The organism is Streptomyces sp. NPDC021012, from assembly GCF_044333355.1.
GTDB lineage: Bacteria > Actinomycetota > Actinomycetes > Streptomycetales > Streptomycetaceae > Streptomyces.
This window is the reverse complement of the sequence record NZ_JBIRQU010000006.1, coordinates 353,261-368,435: the sequence shown is the minus strand read 5'-3', so window position 1 is coordinate 368,435 and position 15,175 is coordinate 353,261. Positions and strand designations below refer to the sequence as shown.

General features: G+C 74.5%; 13 protein-coding genes and 1 pseudogene. 5 read left to right on the top strand and 9 right to left on the bottom strand.

The annotated features are described in order from the left end of the window. Positions 1-7 precede the first annotated feature (7 nt). The 6 genes and pseudogenes from ACH4TP_RS22095 to ACH4TP_RS22070 all read right to left on the bottom strand — a co-directional run bounded on the left by ACH4TP_RS22095 (position 8) and on the right by ACH4TP_RS22070 (position 5,610). Positions 8-1,108 (bottom strand): NAD(P)-binding domain-containing protein, encoded by a 1,101-nt coding sequence (locus ACH4TP_RS22095; protein WP_398438881.1) that lies wholly within the window; start codon positions 1,106-1,108, stop codon positions 8-10. An 82-nt stretch (positions 1,109-1,190) separates the two neighbouring features. Continuing rightward, positions 1,191-1,670 carry a DedA family protein gene (locus ACH4TP_RS22090; protein ID WP_398438880.1) on the bottom strand — a complete coding sequence of 160 codons (480 nt, stop codon included), beginning with the start codon at positions 1,668-1,670 and terminating at the stop codon, positions 1,191-1,193. A gap of 105 nt (positions 1,671-1,775) precedes the next feature. Beyond that, on the bottom strand, positions 1,776-2,987 hold the full coding sequence (locus ACH4TP_RS22085; RefSeq protein ID WP_398438879.1) for an LLM class flavin-dependent oxidoreductase: 1,212 nt from the start codon (positions 2,985-2,987) through the stop codon (positions 1,776-1,778). Further along, the gene (locus ACH4TP_RS22080) at positions 2,987-4,021 is read right to left on the bottom strand and encodes an ABC transporter substrate-binding protein (RefSeq protein WP_398438878.1); all 1,035 of its coding nucleotides are present in this window, start codon (positions 4,019-4,021) and stop codon (positions 2,987-2,989) included. Before ACH4TP_RS22080 ends, ACH4TP_RS22085 begins: the two co-directional genes overlap by 1 nt. 23 nt (positions 4,022-4,044) lie before the next feature. Continuing rightward, positions 4,045-4,771: pseudogene (locus tag ACH4TP_RS22075) on the bottom strand (ABC transporter ATP-binding protein). After that, positions 4,744-5,610 (bottom strand): ABC transporter permease, encoded by an 867-nt coding sequence (locus ACH4TP_RS22070; RefSeq protein ID WP_389229251.1) that lies wholly within the window; start codon positions 5,608-5,610, stop codon positions 4,744-4,746. Before ACH4TP_RS22070 ends, ACH4TP_RS22075 begins: the two are co-directional and overlap by 28 nt. A gap of 357 nt (positions 5,611-5,967) precedes the next feature. On the opposite strand from ACH4TP_RS22070, the gene ACH4TP_RS22065 reads away from it, so the two are divergent. Further along, complete coding sequence (locus tag ACH4TP_RS22065; protein WP_398182051.1) at positions 5,968-6,516, top strand: FABP family protein; 549 nt, start codon at positions 5,968-5,970, stop codon at positions 6,514-6,516. 22 nt (positions 6,517-6,538) lie between these two features. Continuing rightward, a complete protein-coding gene (locus ACH4TP_RS22060; RefSeq protein ID WP_398438877.1) occupies positions 6,539-8,551 on the top strand; it encodes a prolyl oligopeptidase family protein in 2,013 nt (670 codons plus the stop codon). Positions 8,552-8,664: 113 nt separating this feature from the next. Here ACH4TP_RS22060 and ACH4TP_RS22055 read toward each other — a convergent pair whose 3' ends face one another. Next, positions 8,665-9,663 carry a LuxR family transcriptional regulator gene (locus tag ACH4TP_RS22055; protein WP_389229242.1) on the bottom strand — a complete coding sequence of 333 codons (999 nt, stop codon included), beginning with the start codon at positions 9,661-9,663 and terminating at the stop codon, positions 8,665-8,667. Positions 9,664-9,824: 161 nt separating this feature from the next. Between ACH4TP_RS22055 and ACH4TP_RS22050 the strand changes: the two genes are divergently transcribed. From ACH4TP_RS22050 to ACH4TP_RS22040, 3 genes are all read left to right on the top strand, one after another. Continuing rightward, positions 9,825-11,237, top strand: a complete 1,413-nt coding sequence (locus tag ACH4TP_RS22050; RefSeq protein WP_398438876.1) for an aminopeptidase P family protein — start codon at positions 9,825-9,827, stop codon at positions 11,235-11,237. A gap of 107 nt (positions 11,238-11,344) precedes the next feature. Next, entirely contained in the window at positions 11,345-12,754 is a 1,410-nt protein-coding gene (locus ACH4TP_RS22045) for an exo-alpha-sialidase (RefSeq protein WP_398438875.1), read from the top strand. Positions 12,755-12,782: 28 nt separating this feature from the next. Then, positions 12,783-13,193, top strand: a complete 411-nt coding sequence (locus tag ACH4TP_RS22040; RefSeq protein WP_398438874.1) for an STAS domain-containing protein — start codon at positions 12,783-12,785, stop codon at positions 13,191-13,193. On the opposite strand, the gene ACH4TP_RS22035 is transcribed toward ACH4TP_RS22040, so the two are convergent. Continuing rightward, positions 13,127-13,828: a response regulator gene (locus ACH4TP_RS22035; protein WP_398438965.1), complete on the bottom strand. Its 702-nt coding sequence runs from the start codon at positions 13,826-13,828 to the stop codon at positions 13,127-13,129. The two genes, ACH4TP_RS22040 and ACH4TP_RS22035, sit on opposite strands and share 67 nt — an antisense overlap. A 2-nt stretch (positions 13,829-13,830) precedes the next feature. Further along, a complete protein-coding gene (locus tag ACH4TP_RS22030; protein WP_389229230.1) occupies positions 13,831-15,156 on the bottom strand; it encodes a sensor histidine kinase in 1,326 nt (441 codons plus the stop codon). Positions 15,157-15,175: the final 19 nt, after the last annotated feature.

The window sequence follows — 15,175 nt, the reverse complement described above, 5'->3', positions numbered from 1 at the left end:
GGGCGGGTCAGGCGGTCGGCGCGGCCACCGGTTCGCGGTCCAGGAGGCGGCGGATGTCGGAGACGGCCGCGCGGCCGGCCCGGTTGGCGCCGATCGTCGAGGCCGAGGGGCCGTAGCCGACGAGGTGGACGCGCTCGTCCCGTACCGCGCGCGTGCCCTCGACCTGGATGCCGCCGCCCGGCTCCCGCAGCCGCAGCGGCGCCAGATGGTCGATCGCCGCCCGGAAGCCGGTCGCCCACAGGATGACGTCCACGTCGGCGGTCCGGCCGTCGTCCCAGGCCACCCCGGTCGGGGTGATCCGGTCGAACATCGGGAGCCGGTCCAGGATCCCGCGCGCGCGTGCCGCGCGGATCGCGTCGTTGAGGGGGAGCCCGGTGACCGAGACGACGCTCTGCGGCGGCAGCCCGCGCCGTACCCGGTCCTCGACCAGGGCGACGGCGGCCCGTCCCTCCGCCTCCCCGAAGGAGCCCTCGCGGTAGACGGGCTCGCGCCGGGTCACCCACGTCGTCCCGGCGGCGACCTCGGCGATCTCCATGAGGTGCTGGGTGCCGGAGGCGCCGCCGCCCACGACCAGCACCCGCTTCCCGGCGAACGCCTCGGGGCCCGGGTACTGGGCGGTGTGCAGCTGGCGGCCCCGGAAGGTCTCCTGCCCCGGGTAGCGAGGCCAGAACGGACGGTCCCAGGTGCCGGTCGCGTTGACCAGGGCCCGCGTCGCGTAGACGCCCTCCGAGGTCTCGACCCGGAGCCGGCCGCCCTCGCCCTCCCGGACGGCCGTGACGTCGACGGGCCGGTGGACCCGCAGGCCGAAGGTCCGCTCGTACGTGTCGAAGTACGCGCCGATCACCTCCGAGGAGGGGCGCGCGGGGTCGGCCCCGGTCAGCTCCATGCCGGGCAGCGCATGCATCCCGTGGACCTTGCCGTACGTGAGCGACGGCCAGCGGAACTGCCAGGCGCCGCCCGGATGCGGGGCGTGGTCCAGGACGACGAAGTCCCGGTCCGGCTCCAGGCCGGTGCGCCGCAGGTGGAAGGCGGCCGAGAGCCCCGCCTGCCCGGCGCCGATGACGAGGACGTCCACCGTCCTGACCTCTTCGAACCCGAAATCGTTCACGCTTCCACCAACCGGGGCGGGGGTGCGGTTCTTCCCGCGCCGGTCGGTGGTCCGGGCGGGGCAGCCCTCGCGGGGGGCGGGCTCAGGACGCGTCGGGCGCGGTGTCGCCGGAGGACGGGGCCGCCCTTCTCCTGCGGTACACCGCCACCCCGCACACCACGAGGAGAAGGGCGGCCACGGCGGACACCCCGAGGGCCGTCCGCTCGGCGAAGAGCCTTCCCAGCACGTGGAGCGCGCCGACCCCCGCGGCCCCGTAGATCAGCGCCCAGGCCCCTCCGCCCACGAACAGGGCGGGCAGGTAGCGCGACAGCGGCATGCGCATGCTGCCCGCGAGGAAGTTGGCGGCGGTCTGGAAGCCGACGGTCAGGAAGGAGACGGCCACCACCGGCGCGCCCCACCGCTGGATCGCCCGCTCGGCGCGCCGGAACCTCGCCGAGGAGATCCGCCCGGAGAACCTGCTGCGCCGGGCACCGGCGCCGGCGAGCCATCCGACGGCGAACGTCCCTCCGGCGCGAAGCAGGACGATGACGTACAGGGCTCCGGCCGTGAGCGCGATCTCCATGTCAGGAAAGGCTAGCCTAACCGGATCCTGCGCGGTCGTCCGGCTGTCGAGCGGCACGATCGCGCAAGGTCCGGTGGCCCGGGGCGCCGGGCGAGGGGCGGCTTCCTACCGGCCGCCCGGCACCAGCAGCGGCGCGCCGCCCGGGGCCGAGGCCGGACGGCCGTTCGCCGCCGGGACGCCGAGCAGCGGCGAGGCGGGCGCCGACGGCAGCAGCCCGCGCGCCGCGAGCTCGGGCGTCACGCCCTCGCCGAACCAGTACGCCTCCTCCAGGTGCGGGTAGCCGGACAGGACGAAGTGCTCGATGCCCAGGTCGTGGTACTCCTCGATCCGGTCCGCGACGTCCGCGTGGCTGCCCACGAGCGCGGTGCCGGCCCCGCCCCGTACCAGACCGACGCCCGCCCACAGGTTCGGCGAGATCTCCAGGCGGTCGCGGTCGAGCGAGCCCCCCTGGTGCAGCGCCAGCATCCGCTGCTGGCCCACCGACTCGCTCCGCCCGAGGAGCTCCTGCGCCGCCGCGACGGTCTCCGCGTCGAGATCGGAGAGCAGCCGGTCGGCCGTCGCCCAGGCCTCGCGCGCCGAGTCCCGGGAGATCGTGTGCAGCCGGATCCCGAAGCGGACCGTCCGGCCGCGCTCCTCCGCGAGCCTACGGATCCAGTCGATCTTCTCCTTCACCTGCCAGGGCGGCTCGCCCCAGGTCAGGTACACGTCCGCGTGCTCCGCCGCGACCGGGCCCGCGGCCGCGGACGAGCCGCCGAAGAAGATCTCGGGCAGCGGGTCCGGCGGCAGCGCGGTCAGCCCGCCCTTGATCCGGAAGTGCTCGCCCTCGAAGTCGAACGGCCGCCCGCCCCAGGCGCCGCGCACCACCGAGAGGAACTCGGCCGTCCGCGCGTACCGCCGGTCGTGGTCGAGGTGGTCGCCGAAGCGGCGCTGCTCGGCCGAGTCGCCGCCGGTCACGACGTTGAGCAGCAGCCGGCCCCGGGTGATCCGCTGGTACGTCGACGCCATCTGGGCCGCGAGCACCGGCGAGATCACCCCCGGCCGGAACGCCACCAGGAACTTGAGCCGTTCGGTGTGCTGGGCCAGCGCGACCGTCGTCAGCCAGGCGTCCTCGCACCACGTGCCGGTCGGGGTCAGCACGGCCTCGAAGCCCAGCTGCTCGGCCGCCTTGGCGATCTGGACCAGATAGTCGATGTCGGGGGCGCGGACCCCGGACACGGTCCGGTTCCGGGTGATCCCGCCGTCCGTGTAGGCGTGCCGGTCGACGAGGGTCCGGCCGTCGCCGCCGGTCGGCAGGAACCAGTGCAGGTGGACGGTCATCAGGAGGCCTTTCCGTAGCTGCGCGCCGGGGTGGTGGACGGCGGCAGGTCCTTGTTGAAGCGGGTGTCGACGTAGTCGGCGAAGCGGAACGTGCGGGGGATCAGCCCCAGTCCGGCGAAGGTGTCGGCGAGCTTCTGCTCGGAGGCGATGGCCGCGTCGTCGAGGGCGACGGGGACGCGGGTGCCGTTGCTGCGCTTCACGGCGGCCAGTGCCACCTCGTACGGCAGCCCGGTCTCCTTCGCCCAGGCCCTCGCCCACTCCTCGGGGTGGGCGAACACCCAGCCCTGGGCGCGGCGGAGGCGTTCGACGAAGTCGCCGATCGCCTTCGCCTTCTCCTTGTCGGCCAGGGCCGAGGGGGCGGCGACCTGGAAGCCGAGGCCGTTGACGAGGCCGCGCCCGTCGGTCAGCACCCGGCCCTTGCCGCTCAGCAGGACCTGCGAGGTGTACGGGTCCCAGACCGCCCAGGCGTCGACCTTGCCGCTGGTGAACGCGGCCAGGGCGTCGGCCGGCTGCAGCAGGCTGACCTGGACGTCGGACAGTCGCAGGCCGGCCTCGCGGAGCGAGGCGATCAGCTGGAAGTGGGCGGAGCTGCCCTGGGCGACGGCGACCCTCTTCCCCTTCAGGTCCCGCGCGGTGCGCAGCGGCGAGTCCTTCGGGACGAGGATCGCCTCGCCCGCGGAGTCGCCGTGCGTCGCGGCGACCACGGTGATCTTCGAGCCGGCCCCGGCGGCGAAGACGGGCGGGGTGTTGCCGACGGAGCCGATGTCGACGGCCTTGGCGTTCACCGCTTCGAGCAGTGGCGGTCCGGAGGGGAACGTCGACCACTTCACCCGGTAGGGGAGGTCGTCGAGCTCACCGGCGGCGCGCAGCAGGGCCTCGGAGCCGCCCTTCTGGTCGCCGACGTTCAGGACCAGGGAGCCCTTGCCGTCGGAGTTCGAGGTGTTGTCGGCGGCGGAGGCGCCGGAGCAGGCGGAGGCGAGCAGGGCGAGCGGCACGAGCAGCGCCGCGGCGGCGGACAGGCGGAAGGACTTCATCGATGTCTCCTGGGAGGGTTCGGTCAGGCCGTGACGGTGTCGGCGAACTCGCCGTCCGTGACGCCGAGTTCGGCGAGCAGGCGGCCGCGGAGCGCGGCCAGTGCCGGATCGCCGGGGGAGCGGGGGCGGTCGAGGTCGACGGCGGTGTCGTACGCGATCACGCCGTCCCGCATCACCAGCGCCCGGTCCGCGAGCAGCAGCGCCTCGTCGACGTCGTGCGTGACGAGCAGGACCGCGCCGCCGCCACAGCTCGGCCACCAGCCGCTGGGCCTTGATCCGGGTCAGCGCGTCGAGCGCGCCGAACGGCTCGTCGAGCAGCAGCAGATCCGGATCCCGTACCAACGCCCGGGCGAGCGAGGCGCGTTGGGCCTCACCGCCGGACAGGGTCTTCGGCCACGCCCCCGAGCGGTGGCCGAGCCCCACCTCGGCGAGCGCCCGCTCCGCCAGCGCCCGGTCCGGCTTCCCCGGCAGCCCGAGCAGCACGTTCCGCCAGACCTTCTTCCAGGGCATGAGGCGCGGCGCCTGGAAGGCGACCGCGCGGCGGCGCGGCACCAGGACCGTGCCGGAGACCTCCCGGTCGAGCCCCGCGAGGATCCGCAGCAGCGTCGACTTGCCGCAGCCGCTGTGTCCGAGGAGGGCGGTGAACTGCCCGGCGCGCAGGGTCAGATCGAGCCCGTCGACGACGGGGCGCCCGTCGAAGGAGCGGGTGAGACCCTGGACGGTCACTGCCCTGTGAAGGTCGGTCGCCATTGCAGCAGCAGCCTTTCGAGAGTGCGGACGAGGGCGTCGGCGAGCAGGCCGAGGAAGGCGTAGACGACCAGGCAGACGACGATCACGTCCGTGCGGAAGAACTCCCGCGCCTGGTTCATGAGGAAGCCGATCCCGGCGTCGGCGTTGATCGACTCGCCGAAGACCAGCGCGAGCCAGGCCGTGGCCAGCGAGTACCGGAGGCCGGTCATCGCCCCGGGCAGCGCGCCCGGCAGGACGACGTGCCGGATCAGGCCCCACCGGCCGAGCCCCAGGGACTCGCCCGCCTCGACGAGCCCCGCGTCGACGCCCCGGATCCCGGCGTACACGTTCAGATAGAGGTGGAAGGCGACGCCGAGCGCGATCAGCGCCACCTTGGGCGCCTCCCCGATCCCCAGCCAGATGATGAACAGCGGGATCAGCCCGACCCACGGCACCGTCCGCAGCATCTGCACGGGGGCGTCGACGAGGTCCTCGCCGAGCCGCGAGAGCCCGGACACCAGGGCGAGCGCGATCCCCACCACCCCGCCGAGCAGCAGCCCCGCGGCGACCCGGCGCAGCGAGACGCCCATCGCGGTCGGCAGCGTCCCGTCCCCGACCAGCTCGCCGGCGGCCCGGGCGATGGTCCCCGGCGAGGCCAGCACGTCCGCCGGAAGCACCCCCGCCGTACTGCTCGCCTGCCAGAGGACGAGCAGCAGCACCGGGCCCGCGGTCCGGCGCAGCCAGCGCGGAACGGACGGGCCGCGCCCCGGTTCCCGGGCGGGAGTCAGGGACTCGACATCCGGCAAAGGCGATATGTCGGGCGGGGAGTGGTGTGAAGGAGGGGCGTGGTCGACCGTCATGACGGACTCCGGGGGAGAGGGAGGCGAAGGTACGCGTCAGCGACCGCGGGCGCGGAGCGGACACGCGCGCACGGCGATCAGGGCCTCAGGGAGGTGAGAAAGGTGAAAGGGCGTCAGCGGCCGCGGCGACACGCGGCGGAGGCCACCCGCAGCAGGTCGATGTGACCGCGCGTGGTGAGCAGGGCTGTACGCAACATGGCGCGAAGGTAGCGGTCACCGCGCCCCGGGTCAACGGTGTCTCGGACGGTGGACGCGCGGCCCGCGCCCGCCGGGCCGGGGCACGGCCGTGCCCCGTACGTGATCACCGCACGCCCTAAGCTGCCCCACGGCACAGGTCCCGACCCAGGAGCGCACCCCATGAACGACCGCGACCGGCAGCACCCGTACCCCGACGCCTTCCGGGCGGACGAGGCGCCCGCGCCGCACGCGCTGCTCGCCCCGGTGACCGGACTGCTCGGGACCTGGACCGGACGCGGACGGGGCGGCTATCCCTCGCTCGCCGAGGAGTTCGCGTACGAGCAGGAGGTCACCTTCAGCCACGACGGGCGCCCCTTCCTGCACTACGAGGCGCGGGCCTGGCTGATCGACGAGGACGGCACCCCGCTGCGGCCCTCCGCCCGGGAGAGCGGCTGGTGGCGGCTCCAGCCCGAGGGCCGGGTCGAGGCGCTGATCACCCAGCCCACCGGCATCGCGGAGATCGCCGTCGGCCACGCGGACGGCACCACCGTCGACCTCACCACCCACGAGGTCGCGCTCGCCCCCACCGCCAAGCAGGTCGACGCCACCCGCCGCCGCTACACCCTCACCGGCGAGGACGTCCTCGACTTCGTCCACGACCTCGCCGCCGTCGGCCGCCCGCTCCAGCACCACCTGGCGGTACGGCTCCACCGCGCCGACAGGGGCTGACCCGGTCCCGCACAATACGGGGGTGAGCGATGACGACCCGTACCTGTGGCTGGAAGAGATCTCCGGCGATGACGCCCTCGCGTGGGTGGCCGAGCGGAACGCCGAGACGGCGGACGCGCTGGTCGCCGACGCCGGGTTCGCCCCGCTGAAGGCGCGCGTGCGGGAGGTGCTCGACGCCTCCGACCGCATCCCGTACACCGCCCGGCGCGGCGCGTACCTCTACAACTTCTGGCGCGACGCCGAGCACGTGCGCGGGGTGTGGCGGCGCACGACCCTGGAGCGGTACCGCAAGGACGAGCCCGAGTGGGAGGTCCTCCTCGACGTCGACGCGCTGGCCGCCGCCGAGGACGAGAAGTGGGTGTGGGACGGGGCGCGGGTGCGCCGTCCCGCGTACGACCGGGCCCTGGTGCGCCTGTCACGGGACGGCGGCGACGCCGTCGTGGTCCGCGAGTTCGACCTCGGGACGCGGGAGTTCGTCGCGGACGGCTTCGAGGTGCCGGAGGCGAAGACGCGGATCGGCTGGATCGACGACGACACCGTCTTCGTCGGCACGGACACCGGGCCGGGCTCGCTGACCGGCTCCGGCTATCCGCGCACGGTCCGCCGCTGGCGGCGCGGCACGCCGATCGAGGAGTCCGAGCTCGTCTACGAGGCCGAGGACACGGACGTGTCGGCCTGGGGATACCGCGACGACACCCCCGGCTTCGAACGGGACTTCGTCGGCCGCTCGCTGGACTTCTTCCGCAGCGAGACGTACCTCCTGGAGCCCGACGGCACGACCGTGCGCGTCGACGTCCCCGAGGACGCCGTCGTCGACGTCCACCGCCGGCACCTGCTCGTCACCCTGAAGTCCGAGTGGCTCGGCCGGCCCACCGGCTCCCTCCTCGCCTTCGACTTCGAGGCCTTCCTCGCGGGCGACCGCACCCACGAGGCGCTGTTCACCCCGGACGCCCGGACGGCCCTCGCCGGGCACTGCTGGACCCGCCACCACCTGATCCTGGAGACGATGCGGGACGTCAGCGCCCACATCGAGGTCCTCACCCCGGGCGGCGACGGTGCCGGGTGGACGCGCACCCCGCTCGTCGGCGTCCCGGCGCTGTCCGCCGTCGGCGTCGTGGACACGGACCCGGACGTCTCCGACGAGTACTTCCTCGACGTGTCGGGCTTCCTCCAGCCCTCCAGCCTCCACCGCGGGCACATCGGCGGCGACACGGAGGTCCTCAAGCGGGCCCCCGACCGCTTCGACACCGCCGGACTCTCGGTCGCGCAGCACTTCGCGACCTCCGCCGACGGCACCCGCGTGCCGTACTTCGTCATCGGCCCCGACCACACCGCCACCGGCCCGGGCCCCACCCTGCTCTACGGCTACGGCGGCTTCGAGGTCTCCCTCACCCCCTACTACGGCGCCGTCACCGGCCGGGCGTGGCTGGAGGGCGGCGGCACGTACGTCATCGCGAACATCCGGGGCGGCGGCGAGTACGGACCGGACTGGCACCAGGCCGCGCTCGGCGCGGAGCGGCCGCGGGCCTTCGAGGACTTCGCGGCCGTCGCCCGGGACCTGGTCGACCGCGGCATCACCACCCCGGCACAGCTGGGCGCCTCCGGCGGCAGCAACGGCGGCCTGCTCATGGGCGCGATGCTCACCCGCCACCCGGAGCTGTTCGGCGCGATCGTCGCGCAGGTCCCGCTGCTCGACATGACCCGCTTCCACAAGCTCCTCGCGGGCGCCTCCTGGATCGCCGAGTACGGCGACCCCGACGACCCGGCCGACCTCGCCCACCTGCGCGAACTCTCCCCGTACCACCGCCTCGCGGCCGACCGGACCTATCCGCCGGTGCTCCTGATGACCTCCACCCGCGACGACCGCGTCCACCCGGGCCACGCCCGCAAGGCGGCGGCGCGGCTGCGGGAGCTCGGCCATCCGGTGCTCTTCCACGAGAACACCGGCGGCGGGCACGCGGGCGCCGGGGACAACGAACAGGCCGCCCACAACAGCGCCCTCGTGCACACCTTCCTGCGGAAGCACCTGACCTGAGGGGGCCGACCTGAGGGGCCTGACTTGAGGGGGGCCTGGTTTGAGGGGGGCCTGGTTTGAGGGGGGCCTGGTTTGAGGGGGCCGGCCTGAGGGGGCCGGCCTGAGGGGGCCTTCTACAGCCAGCCCTGGCGCTGCGCCTGGAGCGCCATCTGGAAGCGGCTCGTGGCGCCGAGCCGGGCCATGAGGACCTGGATCCGGCGGAAGAGCGTACGGCGGCTGACCCCGATCTCCCGGGCGATGACGTCGTCGCTCGCGCCGCCCGCGAGCAGCCAGAGCAGCCGGCGGTCGGTGGGCAGCAGCCCGGCGGGCAGCACGCCCGCCGGGCGGGCCGTGCGGCCGTGGAACGGCAGGGCGGTCTGCCAGGTCTGCTCGAACAGGGCGATGAGCGCGGAGAGGAGCCCGCAGGGCTGCACGACCAGCATCGTGTTGTGCACGTCGGCCTCCCTGATCGACAGCGACACGAGCGCGTACGCCTCGTCGATGATCAGGAGCTTGACCGGGAGCGACGGCAGCACCCTGGCCTGCTCGCCGGCCTCGACGCACGGCTCGATGACCGTCCGCATGGTGTCGGGGTGCTCCAGCGACGCCTGCGTGTAGATGACGCGCTGCGTCACTCCCCGGGCGAGCGTGGCCAGCGCGTCCTCGGTGGCGCCCGCGATGGGCGTGTACGGGGGCGATTCGAACTGCCGGATCTGCGTGCGGGCACTGGCCCAGGCCTGCCGGCTCCGGGGGCCGATGGCGTCGCCGGTGACGACCTCCACGAGATCGTCGTTGTACGCGGCCAGCCGCTGCCGCCGGAACGACTCGAACGCGCCGCCGACGGTGATCCGCGACTCGTCGAGCTCGGCCGCCCGGTGCCGCCCCAGGATCTCCAGGCCCGCGGCCGGAGGCACCGGCGCCACCAGATCAGGGCCCCGCACCGCCGGACTCGCCAGGCCCGCGTCGACCAGCTCCCCGTACGCCGCCGACAGCTCCGCGCCGTCGAGACCGGCCGCGGAGCCGATGGCGTCGAGCGGCGCGGGACCGAGGTCCAGGAGCCGGACGTAGACCCGGCGGGCCTCCTCGCCGATCCCCAGAAGCCGGAGCGCCTCACTGAGCTTCGCGTTCGCCATGGACCGCATTATCGACCCGCCCCGGCCGCCCCCGCCGCCCGGGTGTGGCCGATCCGTGCCACTGTCCGATCCGGGCACCCGCCGGGCCTGCGCGGGGGTACCGTCCCGGATGCCGCCGACGGACGGCGGCCGAGAACGCAACCCGGAAGAAGGTGCAGGACGTGGCGAAGGGTCGCAAGAACGGCCTCTACAACGGCGTCTCCGAGGAGCTCTCCGCCTTGATGAGGACGGGGTGGGCGGACACCGAGCGGCACGACCTCGAACCGGCCGAGCAGGCCCCGTACGCGGCCGCCCGCCGCGCCGCGCTCTCCGCGCTGTTCCCCGGCGAGCGCCTGGTCGTCCCCTCGGGCAACCTCAAGACCCGCTCCAACGACGACACCTACCCGTTCCGCCCGTACTCCGGCTACGTGCACATGACCGGCGACCAGGCCCGCGACTGCGCGCTCGTCCTCGAACCCCGCGCCGACGGCGGCCACGACGCCCACTGCTACCAGCTGCCCCGCGACAGCCGCGACAACGACGAGTTCTGGATCGGCTACACGGCCGAGCTGTGGATGGGCCGCCGCCGCTCCCTCGCCGAGGCCGAGACCGTCCTCGGCATGGCCTGTCGCGACGTCCGCGGGCTCACCGGGGACCTCGCCGCCGGCGGCGACGTGCCGACCCGGATCGTCCGCGGCGTCGACCCGGCCCTCGAAGCCGCCGTCACCACCGACGAGGAGCGCGACGCCGAGCTGGAGGGGGCGCTCAGCGACCTCCGCCTCGTCAAGGACGAGTGGGAGATCGGCGAGATGCGCAAGGCGGTGGACTCCACCGTGCGCGGCTTCACCGACTGCGTCGCCGAACTCTCCCGGGCGGTCGCCTCCTCCGAGCGGTGGATCGAGGGCACCTTCTTCCGCCGGGCCCGCCTGGAGGGCAACCACGTCGGCTACGGCTCGATCTGCGCCGCCGGCGACCACGCCACGATCATGCACTGGACGCAGAACGACGGCCCGGTCCGCCCCGGCGAGCTGCTCCTCCTCGACGCCGGCGTCGAGACGCACTCCCTGTACACCGCCGACGTCACCCGCACCCTCCCCATCAGCGGCACCTTCACCCCGGTCCAGCGCCAGGTGTACGACGCGGTGTACGAGGCCCAGGAGGCGGGCTTCGCCGCGGTGAAGCCGGGCGCCCCGTACCGCGACTTCCACGAGGCCTCCCAGCGCCACCTGACGGCCCGCCTCGTCGAGTGGGGCTTCATCGAGGGTCCCGTCGACCGCGCGTACGAGCTCGGTCTCCAGCGCCGGTTCACCATGGCCGGCACCGGTCACATGCTCGGCCTGGACGTCCACGACTGCGCGCAGGCCCGCACGGAGGAGTACGTCGACGGCGTCCTCGAACCGGGCATGGTGCTCACGGTCGAGCCCGGCCTGTACTTCCAGCCGGACGACCTGACCGTGCCCGAGGAGTGGCGCGGCATCGGCGTCCGCATCGAGGACGACCTGGTCGTCACCGAGGAGGGCAACGAGAACCTGTCGGCCGGTCTGCCGCGCTCCTCGGACGAGGTCGAGGCGTGGATGGCGCGGTTCGCCGGCTGAGCCTCCGCCGTGCCGCCCGGGGCCGTCCGCGTGAATTCGCGCGGACGGCCCCCCGCGTCGTCCCGGAGTTCGGCCCGTCGTCGGGTCGGGCGGGGATCGTGGGGCGGATGGGGCGTGTGACGGTGCGGAGCTTCGGCCTGTTCGGCCTGTTCGGCCTGTTCGGCCTGTTCGGCCTGTTCGGTCTGCTGTTCGGTGGCCTGTGCGTGACGGGTCCGGGCGTGACGGGTCCGGTCGTCCCGGGTCCGGTTGTGGCGGGATCCGCCGGGGAGCCCGGACCGACCGGAGCGGCGGCCCGGTGCGAGGTGTCCGTGCCGTACGCGGCCGGGGCCGGCGGCTACGCGAACCACCGCGTCCCGGCCGCCGTGCGGACCCGCGCCGGGACCGTCCTCGCTTTCGCCGAGGGGCGGGTCGGCGGGGCCGGGGACAGCGGTGACATCGACATCGTGGTGCGGCGGTCGGAGGACGGCGGCTGCACCTGGGGGCCGGCGCGGGTCGTCGCCGACGGGAACGGCGACACGCGCGGCAACCCCGCGCCGGTCGTCGATCCGCGCTCGGGCGACATCGTGCTGCTCAGCTCGTACAACGGGGCGGAGGCGACGGAGCGGCGGATCCTGCGCGGCGAGGTCCCCGCCGCGCGCGGCCGCCGGGTGTTCGTCCAGCGCAGCTCCGACGACGGGCGGACGTTCTCCGCGCCGCGCGAGATCACCGCGCGCGTGAAGAAGCCCGGCTGGCGCTGGTACGCCACCGGGCCGGGCCACGCCCTCGCCCTGACGCGCGGCCCGCACGCGGGTCGGCTCGTCGTGCCCGCCAACCACTCGGAGGCGCCGCCCGAGGGCTCCACGGACACCGGCGAGGAGCCCCGCCACTACGGGGCGCATGCCCTCTACAGCGACGACGGCGGCCGGTCCTGGTCCCTCGGCCTGGTGGACGGCACCTACGACGGATTCGTCAACACCAGCGAGTCGACGGTGGCCCAACTCCCGGACGGGCGCCTGTACTTCAACTCCCGCGACCAGCTGGGGACGAGCCCCGGCAACCGCGCGGACGCCTTCTCCCGCGACGGCGGCGCGAGCCTCGACCGCCCCTTCGCGCCCCAGCGCACCCTGGACGGCGTGCCCGTGGTGCAGGGCAGCCTGCTGTACGTGGGCGGCCGTGACGGGGTCCTGCTGTTCTCGGCCCCCTCGGTGCCGGACGCCCGCGCGGAGGAGGCCGTCTGGGCCAGCCGGGACGGCGGACGGACCTTCACGAAGGCGCTGACGGTGGACCGGCGGAAGGCCGCCTACTCGGACCTGGTGCCGCTGGACGCGACGACGGTCGGCCTCCTGTACGAGACCGGGGCGCGGAGCCCGTACGAGACGGTGGAGTTCCGCCGCGTCCCGCTGGCGGCGCTCACCGCGCACCCGTCCGACCCGCGCTTGCCCGAACGAGGGAAAGACGATCGAGTCTTCACCTATCCAGGTGAGAGCGGCCGAGGTGAAACGTCCCTCCCCGCGGCGGGGCGGCCACGCTCGACGTGACACATGGAGCCACCCTGTGGAGCGTCCGATGCAGCTGATCCCCCGTCATGACCCGTACCTCGCCGTCCGCTCGACCGGCGGCCGTACGGTCGTCGCCCTCCGGGGCGAGCTCGACCTCGTCCTGGTGCGGCACCTGCGGCCCGAGCTCGACGCCCTGGTGCGGGAGTCCGACGCCCTGACCGTCGACATCCGGCGCCTCACCTTCTGCGACGCCACCGGGCTCGGACTCCTCGCCCACTGCGCCGGGCGCATGCACCGGCGCGGGGCGCGCTGGCGGCTGGTCTGCGACCAGCCGTGGATCCTGCGGCTCATCCGGCTGGCCGCGCTGGGCGACGTCCTCCGCCCCGAGTGCGGACCGCCGGACGCCCCCGATCAGTCCGACCCGGGCGCGCTGCTTCCGCTCCCGGCCGAGCCCGGGGTGACGAGGCCCGTCTCATAGGCGGCGATCACCGCCTGGGCCCGGTCGCGCAGCCGGAGCTTCTGGAGGATGCGGGCGACGTGCGTCTTCACCGTCGCCTCGCTCAGCCTGAACCGCGCCGCCAGTTCGGCGTTCGTGTGACCGCGCGCCAGGGCCTCCAGGACCTCCAGCTCGCGCGGGGTGAGCGTGGCCAGCTCGCGGTGCGGGGCGGCGGAAGGTCCGGAGGAGGGCGCGGCGAAGCGCTCCACCAGGCGGCGGGTGATCGCCGGGGCGAGCAGGGCGTCCCCGGAGCGGACGAGCCGGACCGCCGCCGTCAGGTGCTCGGGGGTGACGTCCTTGAGCAGGAAGCCGCTGGCGCCCGCCGCGAGCGCCGCGTACACGTACCGGTCGAGGTCGTAGGTGGTGAGGACGACGATCCTCGGCGGCGCCGCCTCGTCCGCGAGGATGCGGCGCGTGGCCTCCAGGCCGTCCGTCCCCGGCATCCGGATGTCCATCAGGACCACGTCCGGCCGGGTCCGCCGGACCGCAGCCACCGCCGCGTCGCCGTCGGCGGCCTCCGCGACCACGTCGATGCCGTCGGCGGCGAGGATCATCCGGAAACCGGTCCGCACCAGCGCCTGGTCGTCGACGATCACCACGCGCGGAACATCGGCCACGGTCACGGAACCTCCCACGGAATCACCGCACGGACCCGGTACCCGCCGTGCGGGCGGCTGCCCGCGTCGAGCGTACCGCCGTACACCGCGAGCCGTTCCCGCAAGCCCAACAGCCCGTGGCCGCCGCCCGGTTCCGCGGTCCGCAGCCGGTGCCCGCCCGTGTCGCACACCTCCACCCGCAGCCGGTCCGCCCCGTACTCGACCTCCACCGACACCCGCGCGCCCGCCGCGTGCCTCACCGCGTTCGTCAGTGCCTCCTGCACCACCCGGTAGGCGGCGAGGTCCACACCGGCCGGCAGCTCCACGGGGACGCCCCGCACCGCCACCTCCACCGGCACCCCCGAGGCGCGCACCCGGTCCGTCAGCTCCGCCAGCGCGTCCAGACCCGGCTGCGGGGCGAGCGCCACGTCGACCGCCGGGTCGGGGCCGTCCGTACTCATCGTCAGCAGCCCCATCACGTGCCGCAGTTCCGACATCGCCGTCCGCCCGGCCGCCTCCACCGCGAGCATCGCCTCCCGGGCCTGCTCGGGCGAGGTGGCGAGGACCGTGCGCGCCGCACCGGCCTGGATCGTCATCATGCTCACGTTGTGGGTCACCACGTCGTGCAGCTCCCGGGCGATCCGCGACCGCTCCGCCTCCACCGCCCGGCGCAGCGCCGCCTCCTGCTCCGTTCGCAGCACCCGCTCCCGCTGCCGCCACAGGTGGACGCCGTGCGAGGCCAGGGCGAGCGGAAGGAGGACGAGCAGGGGCACCAGGTCGCTGTCGACCTTCGGGACCAGCGGGAAGACCGCGTAGAGCAGGGCACCGGCAAGGAGCGAGGCCAGCACCGACCTGCGGTGCGGGCTGTGCATCGCCGCGCTGTACGCCGCGACGAGCCCCGCGGCGAAGGTGGTCCGCGTGGCGTCGTCGGCCGCGTCCCCGAGGTGCAGCACCACCGACGCGACCGTCACCACCCAGAACACGGCCAGCGGGAAGCGCCGCCGCAGCAGCAGCGGCAGCGCGGTCAGCAGCGCCGCCACGATCTCCCAGGCCTCCACCGGCGGCAGCACGTGCTCCACCGCATGCAAGGGGCGCGGATCCTCCGGAACCCCCGGTACGTCCGGGAGCGCGGGCGGAGCCGGGAACCGCCCCGGCACCGGCGTCCCGCTCACGGCGGGGGCGGGCCGGAGCTCGACGTAGCTGCGGTTCATGTTCCCGACGAGCGTGGCCACGGCGAGCGACAGGGCGAGCAGTCCGTCGGCCAGCCACGCCCAGCGGGACAGCGGGGGCGGGGCGCCGATGGTCCGCGATCCGCGTATCCGGCCCAGGAGTTCCTCGTACCTGCTCACCGGTGCAGTGTGCCAAGCG

Coding starts and splice junctions, on each gene's coding strand:
- ACH4TP_RS22065 (WP_398182051.1), top strand. CDS start 5,968: ATGAACGACCGCGACCGGCAGCACCCGTACCCCGACGCCTTCCGGGCG.
- ACH4TP_RS22085 (WP_398438879.1), bottom strand. CDS start 2,987: ATGACCGTCCACCTGCACTGGTTCCTGCCGACCGGCGGCGACGGCCGG.
- ACH4TP_RS22080 (WP_398438878.1), bottom strand. CDS start 4,021: ATGAAGTCCTTCCGCCTGTCCGCCGCCGCGGCGCTGCTCGTGCCGCTC.
- ACH4TP_RS22090 (WP_398438880.1), bottom strand. CDS start 1,670: ATGGAGATCGCGCTCACGGCCGGAGCCCTGTACGTCATCGTCCTGCTT.
- ACH4TP_RS22040 (WP_398438874.1), top strand. CDS start 12,783: ATGCAGCTGATCCCCCGTCATGACCCGTACCTCGCCGTCCGCTCGACC.
- ACH4TP_RS22055 (WP_389229242.1), bottom strand. CDS start 9,663: ATGGCGAACGCGAAGCTCAGTGAGGCGCTCCGGCTTCTGGGGATCGGC.
- ACH4TP_RS22070 (WP_389229251.1), bottom strand. CDS start 5,610: ATGACGGTCGACCACGCCCCTCCTTCACACCACTCCCCGCCCGACATA.
- ACH4TP_RS22045 (WP_398438875.1), top strand. CDS start 11,345: ATGGGGCGTGTGACGGTGCGGAGCTTCGGCCTGTTCGGCCTGTTCGGC.